12 protein-coding genes and 1 pseudogene are annotated in these 16,001 nt (G+C 40.8%); 10 read left to right on the top strand and 3 right to left on the bottom strand.

What is annotated here, in order from left to right; all coding sequences use genetic code 11:
* On the bottom strand, positions 1-1,023 hold a 1,023-nt coding region (locus H7U02_RS03505), incomplete at its 3' end, for an IS30 family transposase (RefSeq protein ID WP_260318343.1).
* 145 nt (positions 1,024-1,168) lie between these two features.
* Between H7U02_RS03505 and cls (H7U02_RS03500) the strand changes: the two genes are divergently transcribed.
* From cls (H7U02_RS03500) to smc, 8 genes are all read left to right on the top strand, one after another.
* The gene (gene cls / locus H7U02_RS03500) at positions 1,169-2,719 is read left to right on the top strand and encodes a cardiolipin synthase (protein ID WP_171968077.1); all 1,551 of its coding nucleotides are present in this window, start codon (positions 1,169-1,171) and stop codon (positions 2,717-2,719) included.
* A gap of 80 nt (positions 2,720-2,799) precedes the next feature.
* Positions 2,800-3,312, top strand: a complete 513-nt coding sequence (locus H7U02_RS03495) for a GNAT family N-acetyltransferase (RefSeq protein WP_037611427.1) — start codon at positions 2,800-2,802, stop codon at positions 3,310-3,312.
* 134 nt (positions 3,313-3,446) lie between these two features.
* Entirely contained in the window at positions 3,447-5,021 is a 1,575-nt protein-coding gene (cls, locus tag H7U02_RS03490; RefSeq protein ID WP_045768600.1) for a cardiolipin synthase, read from the top strand.
* A gap of 15 nt (positions 5,022-5,036) precedes the next feature.
* Positions 5,037-5,690: a DNA alkylation repair protein gene (locus tag H7U02_RS03485; protein ID WP_038676220.1), complete on the top strand. Its 654-nt coding sequence runs from the start codon at positions 5,037-5,039 to the stop codon at positions 5,688-5,690.
* Between the two features lie 294 nt (positions 5,691-5,984).
* Positions 5,985-7,061 (top strand): aspartate-semialdehyde dehydrogenase, encoded by a 1,077-nt coding sequence (locus H7U02_RS03480; RefSeq protein WP_060973253.1) that lies wholly within the window; start codon positions 5,985-5,987, stop codon positions 7,059-7,061.
* Positions 7,062-7,405: 344 nt separating this feature from the next.
* Positions 7,406-8,341, top strand: coding sequence for a 4-hydroxy-tetrahydrodipicolinate synthase (gene dapA / locus H7U02_RS03475; RefSeq protein WP_048790454.1), 936 nt, complete (start codon positions 7,406-7,408; stop codon positions 8,339-8,341).
* 157 nt (positions 8,342-8,498) lie between these two features.
* A complete protein-coding gene (gene rnc / locus H7U02_RS03470) occupies positions 8,499-9,188 on the top strand; it encodes a ribonuclease III (protein WP_002885331.1) in 690 nt (229 codons plus the stop codon).
* A 2-nt stretch (positions 9,189-9,190) separates the two neighbouring features.
* Positions 9,191-12,724, top strand: coding sequence for a chromosome segregation protein SMC (gene smc, locus H7U02_RS03465; RefSeq protein WP_110981469.1), 3,534 nt, complete (start codon positions 9,191-9,193; stop codon positions 12,722-12,724).
* Between the two features lie 392 nt (positions 12,725-13,116).
* Here smc and H7U02_RS03460 read toward each other — a convergent pair whose 3' ends face one another.
* Positions 13,117-13,662 (bottom strand): DUF3278 domain-containing protein, encoded by a 546-nt coding sequence (locus tag H7U02_RS03460; protein ID WP_037611419.1) that lies wholly within the window; start codon positions 13,660-13,662, stop codon positions 13,117-13,119.
* A 26-nt stretch (positions 13,663-13,688) separates the two neighbouring features.
* The gene (locus H7U02_RS03455) at positions 13,689-13,886 is read right to left on the bottom strand and encodes a helix-turn-helix transcriptional regulator (RefSeq protein ID WP_037611417.1); all 198 of its coding nucleotides are present in this window, start codon (positions 13,884-13,886) and stop codon (positions 13,689-13,691) included.
* A gap of 439 nt (positions 13,887-14,325) precedes the next feature.
* Here H7U02_RS03455 and pheS point away from each other — a divergent pair, with 439 nt between their 5' ends.
* Both pheS and H7U02_RS03445 read left to right on the top strand, forming a co-directional pair.
* The gene (gene pheS, locus H7U02_RS03450) at positions 14,326-15,369 is read left to right on the top strand and encodes a phenylalanine--tRNA ligase subunit alpha (RefSeq protein WP_022496471.1); all 1,044 of its coding nucleotides are present in this window, start codon (positions 14,326-14,328) and stop codon (positions 15,367-15,369) included.
* Between the two features lie 16 nt (positions 15,370-15,385).
* Positions 15,386-15,904: pseudogene (locus H7U02_RS03445) on the top strand (GNAT family N-acetyltransferase).
* Positions 15,905-16,001: the final 97 nt, after the last annotated feature.

The following is a 16,001-nucleotide window of genomic DNA, read 5'->3' as shown; positions in this document are numbered from 1 at the left end:
TCTTGAGAGTGGGACAGAAATCGGTAATTCGTTAGAATTCGATTTCGTCGTCCCACCTCCGCACAGTTGAGTAGGGCTGTAAAAGCTGATGAAATCAGCGTAGTAGAGCCCACTCAACCACTGCGTCTTTCTCGACAATCCAAAGACAAATTGAGAGGCTAGGACTTTTGTCCCAGCCTCATAATTTTGAGAAATATTAGTAAAATCCATTTGTTTCGGTAATCCATTTCGTCTTAATAAGCCATTAGAATGTTCATTGAGACCTCGTTGACCAGGACATCCTGGATCCGCAAAGAAACTATCAATGTCATGTGCATTCGAAATAGATTTCCAATTAGAAAATTCTTTCCCACAATCAAAAGTTATCGACTTAAAGAGATGACTGGAAACTTGAGACAACCATTGATTGATGGAGGCCTCAATATCACTTGCTTTCCGTCCATTGGTTTTCAGTGTGATGATGGCTTTTGAGCAGCGTTCTACTAAGGTAATGACTGCATTTTTGTGTTTTTCTCCCACAATTGTATCCCCTTCTAGATGACCGAATTCCGTCTTAAAATTAGGATAACTGTCTGCTCTCTCACGTAAATCTCTGAGCAACACTTGTTTTCCTCGTTTTTCGCTATGACCATTTGGTTTTCTTTTGCCTTTCCAAGGGAGATCCTCTTTCTTTAGAATACCACGGTCTGCTAGTCGATAGAGAGTTCTCATAGAACAAGAAACTCTATCTGGATAAGTTCCTTTAATGACATCAAGGCTCCAATTTTGTACTAAATGAGTTTGGATAAAATCTTTTTCTGTTTGCGTAAGACTGGTTTTATTCCTGCCACAGCGTTTCTTATTGATTTTATATCGGTTATAGTAATCATAAGCAGAGTGCCCCTCTTTCAGATAGTTGATGACATTGTAGATTGTCTGTTTTGATCTGCCAAGTGAAGTCACAATATCTAAAACTTTTATGTTTTCTTGATAATAAGCCTCTATCATTACAAGATCGTTTGTGGTAAGATGAGCATAGGTCATTTATGTTAGTTTCTTTCAGATAAATGTGGTGTTTATCTGAGCCTAACATAGATGGCTTTTTCTGTCTTGCTTAATTTTACAAATTTGGTTATAATAAGATTAATTAAAAAGGGAAAGGAGTCATGCTATCAAAAACGAAGCTAAAATTGAACGTCTTTATGATAAGAGTCGTCGTGGCTTTCTTCGTGGAATCTTTAGTCGTGCTACGATTATCTTCTTAATCATCTTACTGCAGCTTGTTGTTGTGGCCATGTCTTACCTCTGGTTGCATCAATATAGGATACACCTGCAAGTTACAGAAGTAGTCCTTCGTATTCTGGCCATTATTTATCTCTTTCAAAGTGATATGGAGTCGACGGCTGTAAATACATGGCTCCTGATAGTCTTGCCTTTCCCTATTATCGGAACCTTGCTCTTGGCTTATACGAAACTTGATATAGGTTACACAGGGATGAAGCGTGCTATTCAGAGCAATATTGACCGCAGTTCTGGTATTCTGAAACAAGATAATCAGGCCCTCGAAGAGCTTAAACAGCGTCACACCAGCAACTATAACTTGGTCCAATATCTTGAAAATGTGAACGGTTCCTTTCCAGTTTATCGTGACACGAAGACGACCTATTTCCCAAGTGGTGAAGCCAAGTTTGAGGAAATGAAGAAACAGCTCCTTAAAGCAGAGAAGTACATTTTCTTGGAATATTTCATCATTGGTGAAGGTGAAATGTGGGGTGAAATCCTAGCAATCTTGAAACAAAAGGTTCAAGAAGGGGTGGAAGTTCGAGTCCTGTATGACGGTATGAATGAATTTTCAACTTTGAGTTTTGACTATAAGAAACGATTGGAAAAAATTGGCATTCAATCTCGAGTTTTTGCATCGGTAACCCCTTTCCTGTCAACCTATTACAATTACCGTGACCATAGGAAAATCTTGCTGATTGATGGTAAGGTTGCTTTCACAGGCGGGGTTAATTTAGCTGACGAGTATATCAACAAGATTGAGCGTTTCGGTCATTGGAAAGATACTGCCTTGATGCTGGAGGGCCCAGCGGTTGATACTTTTTTAGTTCTCTTTCTTCAGATGTGGACCTATTCTAACGAAACTTTAGATGTTACGCCGTATATGGTTGAACATAAGGCGTTTGATACCCCTGGCTTTGTTGTTCCTTATGGGGATATTCCATTGGACAAGGATAAAGTTGGTGAGAATGTCTATATTGACATCCTTAACCATGCGCGTGATTTTGTTCATATCATGACACCTTATCTTATTTTGGATGGTGAACTACTCCATGCTCTCAAGTTTGCGGCTGAGCGTGGGGTAGACGTTAGTATCATCATGCCTGGTATTCCTGATAAAAAATCAGCTTACTACCTAGCTAAGACCTACTACCCAACACTGCTAGCCTCTGGCGTTAAAATCTATGAGTACACACCTGGATTTATTCATGCCAAGATCTTTGTAAGTGATAATAGTCGGGCTGTTGTAGGAACGATTAATTTAGATTACCGAAGTCTATATCATCATTTTGAGTGTGCGACCTATCTCTATAGGACTTCTTCGGTTCTTGCTATTGAGGAAGATTTCCAAGCGACAAAAGACCAGTGTCACCGAGTCAGCACGACTGACGTTGAAAAACTTCCATTCCATCAAAAGGCCTTAGGCTTATTGACCAAACTAGTGGCGCCATTGATGTAATGTCAATTTTTGTAAGAAGAGGGTTGAGCCCTCTTTTTTTATAGTATAAAATAAAGATAATGAAGTCGAAGGAGAAAATGATGTTAACCATTCGTCCAGCCAACTTGGCTGATGCACAAGCTATTCAGGTCATCTATGCACCCTATGTTGAGAAGACGGCCATTACCTTTGAATATGAAGTTCCCAGTGTTCAAGAATTTGAGAATCGTATCAATAAAACCCTTGAAACTTACCCTTATCTGGTCGCTGAAGAGGATGGACAAGTTCTCGGATATGCCTATGCTTCAACCTACTATGCCCGGACAGCTTATAATTGGACAACTGAATTGTCCATCTATTTGCATGAAGATGCCCGTGGTCGAGGTCTGGGAAGTCAGCTCTATGATGCTCTTGAAGAGGAACTTGAACAACGGGGCTTTTTGCGATTCTTAGCCTGTATTGCTGTTCCGAACGAGGCTAGCATTGCTATGCATGAAAAACGTGGTTATGTCCAAGTTGCTCATTTTCCAAAAGTGGGCTACAAGTTTGAGCAATGGCATGATATTGTCTGGATGCAAAAGACCTTAGATGGTCCTGTCAGGAAAATACGGTAGGAGGCTAGAAATGTCTAGTCAAAGTCGACAAATTGATTGTGTCATTTGCCCACGCCAGAATGATACTAATAATTGAAAAATCGTAGAAAAAGCTCTGAACTGTGAGCTAATTTCTTTGTACTAAAGGAGCCTATATGTCCCAAGAAATAAGTGCCCGGCTATTGCCTCAGAAGCCGTCTAAATGGGCTAAAATTCTACTTAATCGTAAGGTACCTATTTTCCTGTTTTTCTTACTAGAATTGGCCTTTCTTGTCTTTTCATATATTAGCCTACAAGAGCATTTCCCATCCATTATCTTATGGGAACACTTATTGAGTGTTTTTACCTTTTTATATTTGCTCAATCGTTCCATGGACTCCCGTTCCAAACTTTCTTGGTTGATCATCATTGCCCTCTTTCCCATTTTTGGGACCGCCTTGCTCTATTTTTCGCTAGCTGATTTTGGTGTCAGACGTTTGAAAAAGCGTCTTGTGGAAGCTACTCAGCAAACTTCCGACTATTTGGCTACCGAGCCAGAGGTTGAGGACTATCTGCCTCATAGCGATAGGCAACTGCAAAGACTGGCTTATTTTCTGGAGCATAGTCCTGCTCATTTTCCAATTTATAGAGATACTAAAGTGACTTATTTCCAACTTGGAGATGATATGCTTCCGGCCTTGTTGGAGGATCTGAAAAAGGCAGAGCGTTATATCTTTATGGAGTATTTCATCATTGATGAAGGCATCATGTGGGGAGAGATATTAGCCATCTTGGAGGAGAAGGCTAAGGCAGGACTGGACGTTCGTGTTATGTTTGATGGGATGAATGAGATGACCACCTTATCCTACGATTATATCGAGAGGTTACACAAGGTTGGTATTAAAGCTCAGACCTTCTCGCCAATTAAGCCAGTTTTATCGACCTATTACAACTATCGAGACCACCGAAAAATAACAGTGATTGATGGTCAAGTTGCTTATACTGGTGGCGTTAATATCGCTGACGAGTATGTTAATAAACGAGAACGCTTTGGCCATTGGAAGGACACGGCCCTTCGCTTAGATGGTTCAGCAGTTCAAACGCTAAAAGCTCTCTTTTTGACCATGTGGACAGTGACTGGAATAGAAGATAAAACGGATATGGAGCACTATCTACAAGAAAAACCTCAACAAAGAAAGAGTCAGGGCTTTGTACTCCCTTATGGCAATTCACCGCTGACCTACCACAAGGTTGCCGAAAATGTTTATTTACATCTTCTGAATACATCAACTAATTATGTCTATATCATGACGCCTTATCTGATTTTGGATGATGAATTGGTCAGAGCCATGACCTTTGCGGCCAGACGAGGTGTAGATGTTCGTATCATTATGCCAGGGATTCCAGATAAACAGTATGCCTTTGATATTGCGACGACCTATTTTAAAGTCCTCTTGGATGCTGGCGTCCGTATTTTCCGTTATACCCCAGGCTTTGTCCATGCTAAAGTTTATGTTTCTGACGCCAAACAAGCTGTGGTAGGTACCATTAACACTGATTACCGGAGTCTCTATCAAAATTTTGAAGATGGGGTCTATCTCTATAAAAATCTGGAAGTGCTTAACATAGAACAAGATTTTGAGAAAACCCAGGCGCTCTCAGAGGAAGTCACTCTGGAAAGTTTGTCAAAAATGCCTATAGCACATCGTCTAGGTGGCTATCTCTTTTCTCTGATTGGACCATTGATGTAAAAAAGAAGAAATCATATGGATACAAACATTCTTTTGAAATTGTTAGAAGACCAAGCTGATTCAACGAAAGTCCCAGCAATGGAAGCTTATATGAAAAATAAATTCAGCTTTCTTGGCGTTCAAAAACCAATTCTCAAAAAGATTGAAAGAGAGTTTTTTAAGCCTTTCATAAAAAATCCAATTGATTGGACTTTTGTGGAAGAGTGTTGGCAGCAACCTTACCGTGAGTTTCAATATATTGCTATGGATTATCTGGATAAAAAGAAGAAGGAGCTTAGACCTGAAGATTTTCCAAAGCTAAAGGAATTGGCTCAAACCAAATCATGGTGGGACAGTATAGATCAATTGGACCTTATCATCGGAGAGGTTACTTTTCACTATCCAGAAACCAAGAATATCATGCGCCAATGGAGTCTTGATGAGGATTTTTGGTTGAGACGTATTGCCATTGACCACCAGCTTATGCGTAAAGATTTGACAGATACTGCTCTCCTAGCAGAGGTTATCTGTAACAACTTTGGGCAGACAGAGTTTTTCATTAATAAGGCTATCGGTTGGAGTTTGCGCAATTACTCAAAGGTAAATCCTGATTGGGTTCGGGCTTTTATTGATCAACATGCTAGTCAAATGGCATCTCTTAGCATTCGTGAGGCAAGTAAGTATTTATAGAAATCAAGAGCTTGACTCTGTCGTTCAATATGCTAGAATAGAAACATGCGATGAGTCGATTGGCTCTTTGGAGCCTTTTGCGCTGAGGAGGTCTACATTAGATTGTAACGCAGGAGCGGACCTTGAGTAGTTGTGTGAACCTGCTACTCTCATCGAAAGATGCCTCCTATCCCTTACCATTTGGTAGGGGCTTTTCTTTATTCTTGGCCTTTTAACCCTTTTCAACTGGGCTTAAACGTAGTATAATAGATTCACTAAACTAAATTGATAGAAAATTCCGAAAGAGGTTTTACTATGGGATACACAGTTGCTGTTGTCGGTGCTACAGGTGCCGTCGGTGCTCAAATGATTAAAATGTTGGAAGAATCAACACTTCCAATCGATAACATTCGCTACCTTGCGTCTGCTCGTTCTGCAGGCAAAGTCTTGCAATTTAAAGGCCAAGACGTGACCATCGAAGAAACGACTGAAGACGCATTTGAAGGTGTAGATATTGCACTTTTCTCAGCTGGTGGATCTACCTCTGCTAAATATGCACCATACGCCGTTAAAGCTGGTGCAGTAGTCGTTGATAATACATCATACTTCCGTCAAAACCCAGATGTACCATTGGTTGTACCTGAGGTCAATGCACATGCGCTTGATGCTCACAACGGTATTATCGCTTGCCCTAACTGTTCAACGATTCAAATGATGGTTGCCCTTGAGCCAGTTCGTCAAAAATGGGGCTTGGACCGTATCATCGTGTCAACTTACCAAGCCGTATCAGGTGCTGGTATGGGAGCAATCCTTGAAACACAACGTGAGTTGAAAGAAGTTTTGAATGACGGCGTTAACCCACGTGATGTTAAAGCTGAAATCTTGCCATGTGGTGGCGATAAGAAACACTTCCCAATCGCCTTCAATGCTTTGGCTCAAATCGACGTCTTCACTGAAAATGACTACACTTACGAAGAAATGAAGATGACAAACGAAACTAAGAAAATCATGGAAGACGATAGCATTGCCGTATCAGCAACATGTGTACGTATTCCAGTCTTGTCAGCTCACTCAGAGTCAGTTTACATTGAAACAAAAGAAGTGGCACCAATTGACGAAGTGAAAGCTGCTATTGCAGAATTCCCAGGTGCAGTCCTTGAAGATGACGTTGCTAACCAAGTCTACCCACAAGCCGTTAATGCTGTAGGTTCACGTGATACATTTGTCGGACGTATCCGTAAAGACTTGGATGCTGAAAAAGGTATCCACATGTGGGTTGTTTCAGATAACCTCCTTAAAGGTGCCGCTTGGAACTCAGTACAAATCGCAGAAACACTTCACGAACGCGGCTTGGTTCGCCCAACTTCAGAATTGAAATTTGAATTGAAATAGGGAGCGAAACAGAAATCAGTAACTCGAAGAGTTTGATTTCTCCTTCGCTTTTATACCAACCCCCGCACAGTTGATTAGGAAGTACGAATGTTGTAGACATGAGTAGTTCCAATCAATCACTGCGTTATGATTCAGGAATCAGTAAGGATTTAGTTTTGTATTCAAATACTAAATTCAAGCTGAATCCTATAAAGCAGAGAGACTTCTCTCTGTTTTTTTGTGTTTTGACTATCATATTGAAACAGTCAGTTCTCACGTTTTCAGAAAATTGTTAACTTATCTGTCTGTCTGGTCAAAATTATGGTAAAATGGAAAGGATTAGAAAACGGTTGAAGGAGAATATTATGTCAATTGATCAATTAAGAGATGTCAAACTGATCACAGCCCTTATTACACCTTTCCACGAAGATGGCTCTATCAATTATGATGCGCTTCCAGAATTGATTGAGCATCTTTTGGCTCACCATACAGAAGCTCTTCTTTTGGCGGGGACAACAGCTGAAAGTCCAACACTTACTCACGATGAGGAGTTGGAACTCTTTGCGGCTGTTCAGAAAATCGTTAATGGACGTGTGCCATTAATTGCTGGTGTCGGTACCAACGATACACGAGACTCTATCGAGTTTGCCAAAGAAGTTGCCAAATTTGGTGGTTTTGCAGCTGGTCTTGCTATCGTGCCTTACTACAACAAGCCATCACAAGAAGGTATGTACCAACACTTCAAAGCTATTGCAGATGCTTCTGATTTGCCAATTATCATCTACAACATCCCTGGTCGTGTGGTTGTTGAAATGGCTCCTGATACCATGCTTCGTTTGGCTGAACATCCAAATATTATCGGGGTTAAAGAATGTACCAGCCTTGCTAATATGGCCTACCTTATCGAACATAAACCAGAAGATTTCTTGGTTTATACCGGTGAAGATGGGGATGCCTTCCACGCTATGAACCTTGGAGCTAACGGTGTTATCTCAGTAGCCTCTCATACAAATGGTGATGAGATGCATGCCATGCTTGAAGCTATTGAAAATAGTGACCTCAAGACAGCAGCAACTATCCAACGTAAATTTATTCCTAAAGTTAACGCTCTCTTCTCAGTACCAAGTCCTGCACCTGTCAAGGCTGTTCTTAACCATCTTGGTTTTGAAGTTGGACCACTTCGTTTGCCATTGGTTGCATGTACTTCAGAAGAAGCTAAACGTATCATTAAGGTTGTCCTTGAAGAAGATGTCGAAGCAACACGTGAGACAGTTACAGGTGTCGTTCGTCCAGATTATTAAGAAAATGAAGTTGAGCAGCTTGCTCAGCTTTTTTTAGTTGAAGAGGTTAAATCTCACAAAATAAGCTGATATAGGGTCTAAAAGCAGTTTTCTATCATGAAAATTGGCTTTTTTTGATATAATTATAGTTAGTGTGCTTAAAAAGAAAGGAAGTTTCATGAATCAACTTGAACAAAAACTTGAGCAGGATTTTGGTATTGTTTTTAGCCAAAAAGACCTCTTAGAAACAGCATTTACCCATACCTCATATGCCAATGAGCACCGCCTCCTAAACATTTCACATAATGAACGTTTGGAATTTTTAGGAGACGCGGCTCTGCAATTAGTCATTTCTGTTTATCTTTACAAACGTTACCCTAACAAGCCAGAGGGAGAAATGTCTAAGATGCGCAGTACTATCGTTCGCGAAGAGAGTTTGGCAGGATTTACGAAGGCTTGCGGTTTCGAGCAGTATATCCGTCTTGGTAAAGGGGAAGAAAAATCTGGTGGACGTGAACGTGCCACTATCCTTGGTGACCTCTGGGAGGCCTTCCTCGGTGCCCTTTATTTGGATCAAGGTTTGCCTGCTGTTGAGAAATTCTTGAATCAGGTCATGATTCCTCAGGTTGAAAAGGGGAACTTTGACCGCGTAACAGACTATAAGACAGCCTTGCAAGAGCGTCTTCAGGTCAATGGTACGGTTGATATTACTTATACTGTTATCGATGAGTCTGGACCAGCTCATGCTAAAGAATTTACTATGCAGGTAGCTGTTGATGGTAAGGAACTCAGCACAGGTCTTGGAAAATCTAAGAAATTAGCTGAACAGGCAGCGGCTAAGGCTGCCCTTGAACAACTAGGAAATTAAGCATGTATTTGAAATCAATTGAAATGCAGGGCTTTAAATCCTTTGCGGATAAGACGCAAGTCGTCTTTGACAAGGGAGTAACAGCCGTTGTAGGTCCAAATGGATCGGGAAAATCAAATATTACAGAGAGTCTACGCTGGGCTTTGGGAGAATCCTCTGCCAAGAGTTTGCGTGGGGGCAAGATGCCTGATGTTATTTTTGCAGGTACAGAGGTTCGTAAGGCACTCAACTATGCAGAAGTGGCAGTTACTCTTGATAATAGTGATGGCTTTATCGTGGGTGCTGGTGAAACCATTCGTGTGGAGCGTCACATTTATCGAAACGGTGACAATGATTACTTGATTGACGGTCGTAAGGTTCGTCTACGTGATATTCATGACCTTTTCATGGACACAGGTTTAGGGCGTGATTCTTTTTCCATTATTTCCCAAGGTCGTGTTGAGGCTATTTTTAATGCTAAACCCGAAGAGCGCCGCGCTATTTTCGAAGAAGCTGCTGGCGTTCTTAAATATAAAACACGTAAGAAGGAGACCGAAAGCAAGCTTAATCAAACTCAAGATAATCTTGATCGTTTGGAAGATATCATCTACGAGCTAGATGGTCAGGTTAAACCACTTGAAAAGCAAGCAGCTACAGCCAAACGTTATTTGGAATTAGATGAGGAACGTAGACAGACTCAGCTTAACCTTTTGGTCCACGATATTGAAGTTGGTAAGTCTGAGTTGAGCCAGACTCAAGAGGATTTGGCAGAGGTCAAGGAAAAATTAACCAGCTATTATGAGGAACGTCATCGTCTAGAGACTGAAAACCAAGAGCTCAAGCAGAAACGCCATCAAATTTCAGAACAAATTTCTTCTGACCAACAAACCTTGGTGGATGTCACACGTCTTATTAGTGACTTTGAGCGCCAAATTGATCTCTATACCATGGAGAGTCAGCAACGTTCAGAGAAAAAAGAAGAAACAGAAGCTCGTCTCAGTGAGCTAGAGAGTTTGAAAGCTGAAGCTCAGGCATCTCTAGATAAGGTTAATCATCGCCAAGTCGAATTGAATGCGGAGTTGGAAACTATTGCCCAAGAGTTAGTTGCTATTCAAAAAGAACTGGAGCAATTTTCTGATGATCCAGATACGCTTATTGAACGTTTACGTGAGGACTATGTCAGTCTGATGCAGGAGGAAGCTAAGGTTTCCAACAGTTTGACTCAGGTTACTCACGACATGGATAATCAGACTCAAGCACTAGAGGCACAGGCTGAAGAATATAAACAAGCTCAGGCAGACTTGCTTTCCGCTCAGGAAGTAGCTAGCGAAGCCCAAAAAGCTTATCAAGCAGCCCAAGCCAGTCTTCAAAGCCTCCTAGCTAGCTACAAAGAAAAGGCTCAGGCTTATCAAACTATTGATAAGGACTATCAAGAGGCTCAAAAGCAGATGTTTGACCTCATGGATCACCTTAAAAGTAAAGATGCCCGTCGTCAAAGTTTAGAGTCTATCCAAAAAAATCATTCTAACTTCTTTGCAGGGGTTAAGGCTGTCCTTCAAAATGCCCAATCTATTCAAGGAATTATTGGCGCTGTCAGTGAACACTTGACCTTTGATACGCGCTATCAGACAGCTCTTGAGATTGCTATGGGAGCCAGCGGGCAAAATATTATTGTCGAGGATGAAGCGGCTGCTAAGCGCTCGATTGACTACTTGAAGCGTAATCGTCAGGGACGTGCGACCTTCTTGCCGTTGACTACTATTAAACCACGTCAACTTAATGGACAATTTGCTCAAAGTCTTGCCAATGCACCAGGCTTTATTGGTATGGCTTCCGATTTGGTTACCTATAAGGACCGCTTATCTAATATTTTCCAAAACCTCCTAGGGGTAACAGCAATCTTTGATACCATTGACAATGCTAATAAAGCGGCTCGAGCTGTTCGTTTCCAAGTGCGTATGGTCACTCTTGACGGTTCTGAAATTCGCCCTGGTGGTGCCTTTGCTGGTGGTACCAACAAACAAAACAATAACCTCTTTATCAAGCCTGAACTGGATGCATTGACTTCTGAAATTAACCAGATTAAGGCTCAATTAAGTGATAGTGAATCCAAAGTTGAAGCCCTCAAAATCAAACGTAAGGCTCTACAGAAAGAGCTAGAAGACCTTAAGGTAGATGGTGAAAATGCTCGTCTGCAAGAGCAAAAACTAGACTTAGAACACCAACAAGCCTTGTCAGAGGCGGAGAAAAATCAAAACCTAGTGGATAGTTTCAAACAGGATTCTCAGGGAACTGATGGGGCAAATCTTCAAGATAAGGCTGAACAACTTAAAGCAGAGTTAGCACAAATTGCATCCAAGCGTGAGACCATTAACGACCGTATTGAGGCTATTAAGGAAGACAAAGACGCACTTGGCCAACAAAAACAGGTTCTCTTAGACAAGCAATCTGAACTTCAGTTGAAGGAACGTGATTTGCAAGCAGAATTGCGTTTTGCTAAGACAGAAAGTAATCGTCTTCAAGCCGACTTGTCTGAGTTAATGAAGGAATCGGATAGTCTTAAAGCGCTCCTTAATAACCAGGTCAATGATGACCAAACTGACCGCCTTCCGCATTTGCAAGCACAGCATAAAGAAGCTGTCCAACGTAAGGACGATTTGGAGCAAGCTCTTGTCCGTGCCAAGATTCAGGTGCAAGATTACGAAGGTCTGTTGGAAGACTTGGAGGAGCGTTTGGCTAAAGCTGGCAATCGTAACGAGGACTTGATTCGTCAGCAGACTCGCTTGGAAGAACGTGAAAGTCAGATTAGTCAATCGCTTCGTAAGTTTGCGACTCAGTTGGCTGAAGATTATCAGATGACACTTGAAGTCGCCAAAGGTCAGGCTAGTCCTCTTGACAATGTCGAACAAACACGCCAGAATCTGCAAGGTCTTGAGCGTTCGATTAAAGCTTTGGGTCCGGTCAATGTGGATGCTATTGCCCAGTTTGAAGAGGTTAAGCAACGTCTTGATTTCTTGAACGGACAAAAGGATGATTTGCTCGAAGCTAAGAGCCTCCTTCTGAATACCATAAATGACATGGATGATGAAGTGAAATCACGCTTTAAAGCAACCTTTGAGGCTATCCGAGAAAGCTTTAAACAGACCTTTACCCAGATGTTTGGTGGAGGTTCAGCAGACTTGATTTTGACCTCAGACAATCTCCTAGAGGCTGGAGTAGAAATTTCTGTGCAGCCACCAGGTAAGAAAATTCAATCGCTAAACCTTATGTCTGGTGGTGAGAAGGCCTTGTCAGCTCTTGCCCTTCTCTTTGCCATCATTCGTGTTAAGACTATTCCATTTGTTATCCTTGACGAAGTAGAAGCAGCTTTGGATGAAGCCAATGTTAAACGCTTCGGTGACTACCTTAATCGTTTTGACAAGTCTAGTCAGTTTATAGTGGTTACCCACCGTAAGGGAACGATGTCTGCAGCAGACTCTATTTATGGGGTAACCATGCAGGAATCAGGTGTCTCGAAAATCGTTTCGGTCAAACTAAAAGACCTTGATTTAGACTAAAAATAGATTATATTTTCATGAAAGATAGTTGATAGCTTTATCACTATCTTTTTTCATAGTCTCAAAAAATTTGTAAGGACTTTCAGAAAAACATTAAGTTTGCGCTTTCAAAATTACGCAATCGATTGCGTAAAATGGCTTAACAAAGGCTATGATTAGGATTTTAGGGTTTAAGAGAGAGAGGGCGACTTGTCATTTCCCACTGACATGTTACAATATTTAAGGAAATGTCATATGGGGATATGGTGTTTTTTGAAGTTAGTTATAGTGTATGTGTTAAGATACGATTTTCTGGACACATTTAGGCTTCGCGTATACAAGTCTAAGAAGTCTTCTTTCAAGCAAAAAATCCAGGCTGGGAAACCTGGATTTTTTTCTTTGTCTTTTTGAGTTTATTGGTCATCTTTATCAGCTTGAGATTTGGCTTGTTTGATACGAGCATTTACAAAGCCTTGCATGATAGCCCCAAAAAGGATAGCCTCAAAAATGCCTGACAGGATATTTCGGACTGAGAATAATTCTGTCAAATAGTCTTTATGATTAACTAGTAATTGAATCAGGGGCATGCCTAAGAACATAAAAACGCCAAAGAATAAACCTGACTTAAGCCCCACGTGCTTAAGTTGTTTTTTCTCTTTCTCAGTCAGTTCTTCCTCGTCAATAGCGTTAACAGCACTCATCTTAAACTTATAAGTAAGGATGCTGCTAACTAACAGAATGATAATCAAGAGGAGGATAGGATAAATACGAGCCACAAGTTCGGGATACTTAGAGCTTAGAAGAAAGGCAATACAATTACCAAAAATTAAAATATAGAAGAGAACAACGAAAGCCATGTTACCCATTCGATCAACCTGTTGGCGCTTTTGTTCATCTAAAGGTCCAGTAATACCGTAAAAACGTTTGATTAGTTTATCAGTGAAAGTTTCTTTAACCATAATTTACCTCTTTCTATCTTATATTTCTATTCGCAATTTCCATCCCAAAAGAGACTGTTAAGATCAGTATCTAGTGCTTTAGCTAGATTAAGACAGAGCTCAAGTGTTGGGTTATACTTGTTATTCTCAATCATGTTAATGGTCTGTCGGGAAACACCAATAGACTTTGCAAGTTCTAATTGCGAAAGCCCTAAATTCTTTCTAAATTCCCTGACATGATTCATAATGGGCCTCCTTCTGAAAGACAAGCTAATGTGTTGCTGTAAGTCGCAATTTATCAATTATGTCAACTATATCTGACATAATTGTAGCAAATTTATATAGGTATGTCAATTATCTTAGACATATTTTCCATTTTGGCATTAACTAAAGGATTCTTTGTCAGCTCTTGAAAGCTTTTTGTTTTTTTGGTAAAATTGATAGTAATTGAATAGAAGTCGTAGAGACTAGTAACCTTATGGAAATTGACAGGGATTGGAGGTCATGGACTGGAAGCCTCCTCAAGGGAAGTTCGGCGAATTCACTCATGAAAACGACTGACGAATCAAGGTCTGGGTAACCAGATAAAAAACGGATGGTACCGCGTGTCAACGCTCCGGGTTGGAGTTTTGGCATGTGGTTTTTTGTTTGCGATTCGAAATTGTTACATCAGAAAGGAATCTCATGGATTTACAAACACAATTGCAAGAGTTGAAAACATCAACGCAGGCTAAATTTGCTGAAATGCGTGGTGAACACTCTAAAGAATTACAAGAATTGCGAGTTGCAGTTTTGGGTAAAAAAGGATCTTTGACAGATCTTTTGAAGGGACTTAAAGACCTTCCAAATGAAGAACGCCCTAAAGTTGGTAAAATGGTCAACGAAGTTCGTGACGTTTTGACTGAAGCTTTTGACGAAGCAGCTAAAGTTGTTGAAGCCGCTAAAATTCAAGCCCAACTTGACTCTGAAAGTCTTGACGTAACCCTTCCTGGACGCCAAGTCAAACTTGGAAACCGTCATATTCTTAGCCAAACAGCTGAAGAAATCGAAGACATTTTCTTGGGGATGGGCTTCCAAATCGTTGATGGTTTTGAAGTTGAGACTGACTACTATAACTTTGAACGTATGAACTTGCCTAAGGACCACCCAGCGCGTGACATGCAAGATACCTTCTACATTACGGAAGAAATTTTGCTTCGTACACACACAAGTCCTGTTCAAGCTCGTACACTTGATAAACACGATTTTTCTAAAGGTCCACTTAAGATGATCTCACCAGGACGTGTTTTCCGTCGTGATACAGATGATGCGACTCACAGTCACCAGTTCCACCAAATCGAAGGTTTGGTCGTTGGTAAAAACATCTCAATGGGTGATCTTAAGGGAACGCTTGAAATGATTATCCAAAAAATGTTTGGTGCAGAACGTCAAATCCGTTTGCGTCCATCTTACTTCCCATTCACTGAGCCTTCAGTTGAGGTTGACGTGTCATGCTTCAAGTGTGGTGGTAAAGGATGTAACGTATGTAAGAAGACAGGTTGGATTGAGATCCTGGGTGCTGGTATGGTTCACCCACAAGTGCTTGAGATGTCTGGTGTCGATTCTGAAGAATATTCAGGTTTCGCCTTTGGTCTTGGTCAAGAACGTATTGCCATGCTTCGTTATGGTATCAACGACATTCGTGGTTTCTACCAAGGGGATGTTCGTTTCTCAGAACAGTTTAAATAAGGTTTAGGAGGTTGTCATGTCAGTCGTTATTCGTAAGGTTCTTCCGGAAGAAGTAGCAGAATTAAAAGTTATCTCCGAAGATACCTTTAGAGAGACTTTTGCTCATGATAATACCGAAGACCAGTTGCAAGGTTACTTTGATACCGCACTTTCTGAGGAAGTTCTCTTAGATGAAATCACTCATGAAGAATCGCGTTACTTTTTCATTCTCGTTGATGGTGAAAAGGCAGGTTTTCTAAAGACTAATGTAGGTTCTGCTCAAACAGAGTAGCACTTGGATAATGCCTTTCAAATTCAACGTATTTATATCAGTCAGGCCTTCCAAGGCATGGGCTTGGGTAAGCAACTCTTTGAGTTTGCCTTACAAGAAGCTCGTGATCTAGGTTGTGATTGGGCCTGGTTGGGTGTTTGGGAAAGGAATTTCAAAGCACAGATATTTTACGATAAATATGGCTTCGAAAAATTCGCAGAACACGATTTTCCAGTTGGTGATGGTAAAGTTGACCGCGACTGGTTGCTTAAATTAAAACTATAAACCTATTATTAAGTTGATAGAGAGGAGTTTAAAAGGCGATTAAACGTGTTAGTTCGTCTTCCTCTTATATCAGATATACATATTCCTAAATTACAGA

This window comes from Streptococcus sp. 3.1 (assembly GCF_016648915.1).
GTDB classification, from domain to species: Bacteria; Bacillota; Bacilli; order Lactobacillales; family Streptococcaceae; genus Streptococcus; species Streptococcus salivarius_E.
This window is presented reverse-complemented; position numbering and strand designations above follow the sequence as displayed.

Coding starts and splice junctions, on each gene's coding strand:
- H7U02_RS03485 (WP_038676220.1), top strand. CDS start 5,037: ATGGATACAAACATTCTTTTGAAATTGTTAGAAGACCAAGCTGATTCA.
- cls (WP_045768600.1), top strand. CDS start 3,447: ATGTCCCAAGAAATAAGTGCCCGGCTATTGCCTCAGAAGCCGTCTAAA.
- rnc (WP_002885331.1), top strand. CDS start 8,499: ATGAATCAACTTGAACAAAAACTTGAGCAGGATTTTGGTATTGTTTTT.
- H7U02_RS03460 (WP_037611419.1), bottom strand. CDS start 13,662: ATGGTTAAAGAAACTTTCACTGATAAACTAATCAAACGTTTTTACGGT.
- pheS (WP_022496471.1), top strand. CDS start 14,326: ATGGATTTACAAACACAATTGCAAGAGTTGAAAACATCAACGCAGGCT.
- dapA (WP_048790454.1), top strand. CDS start 7,406: ATGTCAATTGATCAATTAAGAGATGTCAAACTGATCACAGCCCTTATT.
- H7U02_RS03455 (WP_037611417.1), bottom strand. CDS start 13,886: ATGAATCATGTCAGGGAATTTAGAAAGAATTTAGGGCTTTCGCAATTA.
- H7U02_RS03495 (WP_037611427.1), top strand. CDS start 2,800: ATGTTAACCATTCGTCCAGCCAACTTGGCTGATGCACAAGCTATTCAG.
- smc (WP_110981469.1), top strand. CDS start 9,191: ATGTATTTGAAATCAATTGAAATGCAGGGCTTTAAATCCTTTGCGGAT.
- H7U02_RS03480 (WP_060973253.1), top strand. CDS start 5,985: ATGGGATACACAGTTGCTGTTGTCGGTGCTACAGGTGCCGTCGGTGCT.